This window comes from uncultured Leptotrichia sp., from assembly GCF_938036635.1.
GTDB lineage: Bacteria > Fusobacteriota > Fusobacteriia > Fusobacteriales > Leptotrichiaceae > Leptotrichia > Leptotrichia hongkongensis.
Window position 1 is genome coordinate 1 of record NZ_CALHQO010000360.1, and the last position, 1,281, is coordinate 1,281.

Sequence of the window (1,281 nt, forward strand, 5' to 3'; positions counted from 1 at the left end):
AGAAAAAGTATAATAAAGGAAGATGAACTTAAAATTTTAATTATTTTATTTACCATATTTTTTTGTTTGATCATATGTTCATCTTTTTGATAGTTTTTTAAAAGAAAAAAATAAAATATACCTATAAATACTTGATTTTGAAGAAATGTGAAAAATTATACTTACTAGAAAAATATTAAAATAATTTAAAAAAATAGTTGCAAAAAACGAAAAAAATTATTATAATAGAAGCATAGTTAAAAGATAGTTTGATTGTCAAATATAAATATTAGTAAATTAGTTAGTAAAAAGTAAATAATTTTATAAATTCAGATGGAAAGGTAGTATTTATGGGAAAAGCAATCTTAGTAACAAGTTTTGGTACATCGCATAAGGATACAAGAGAAAAATGCCTTGACTCAATTCAAAAAGAAGTGGAAGCAAAGTATGGAACTGAAAATGTGGAAAGAGCCTACACTTCAGGAGTTATAAGACGAATAGTGGAAAGAAAAGAAGGAATCCACATATTTGATCAGGAGGAAGGGCTAGAAGCCTTAAAAAATAAAGGATATGATGAGATTATCACAATGTCTTTGCATATTCTAGATGGAATTGAGTATTCAAAACTTAATAACAAATATGGAAAAATTTCAAAACCACTTTTAGCAACTGATGAAGACTTTAAAAAAGTTGTGAGCAATGAAGAATTTAACAATCTTGAAGGAAATGATGCCATTGTATTTATGGGTCACGGATCTGAAAGTGCCGCAGACATTACATATCAACGGCTTCAAGAGGAATATGAGAAAGCTGGAAAAGATAATATTTTTGTGGCAACAGTTGAAGGAAAAGTGACAATTGAAGATGTTATCCAAAAGTTAAAAGGAAGAGGATTTAAGAAAATACTGTTAAAGCCGTTTATGATTGTGGCAGGAGATCATGCCAAAAATGATATGGCTTCTGATGAGGATGATTCGTGGAAAACTGTTCTTGAAAATGAAGGATACGAAGTAACACCTTTATTAAAGGGAATGGGAGAATATCAGTTTATACGTGAAATGTTTATGGATAAATTAGAAGAAGTTTATTAATATAGCAAAAGAATAATTTTAAATTTATAATTTTATAGGTGTTGTAAAACTTAATAAGGAAACCAGTTAGAATCTGGTACAGCCACCTCTACTGTGATACTGACGAAAGTATGAAAACCACTAAAATAGCAATATTTTGGGAAGGGTACGAGTAGGATGAAGTTAGTCAGGAGACTTGCCTATATTAAAAAATTTTATTTTTCGGGAAGGG

General features: G+C 28.9%; 1 protein-coding gene and 1 riboswitch. The gene reads left to right on the forward strand.

The annotated features are described in order from the left end of the window. The first annotated feature begins 329 nt into the window (after positions 1-329). A complete protein-coding gene (locus Q0370_RS07235) occupies positions 330-1,070 on the forward strand; it encodes a sirohydrochlorin cobaltochelatase (RefSeq protein WP_299573999.1) in 741 nt (246 codons plus the stop codon). Positions 1,071-1,089: 19 nt separating this feature from the next. Further along, positions 1,090-1,268, forward strand: a riboswitch (cobalamin riboswitch). Positions 1,269-1,281 lie beyond the last annotated feature (13 nt).

What these genes read in the sequence shown, in the direction of transcription:
- Q0370_RS07235 (WP_299573999.1), top strand. Translation starts at nt 330, where the DNA reads ATGGGAAAAGCAATCTTAGTAACAAGTTTTGGTACATCGCATAAGGAT.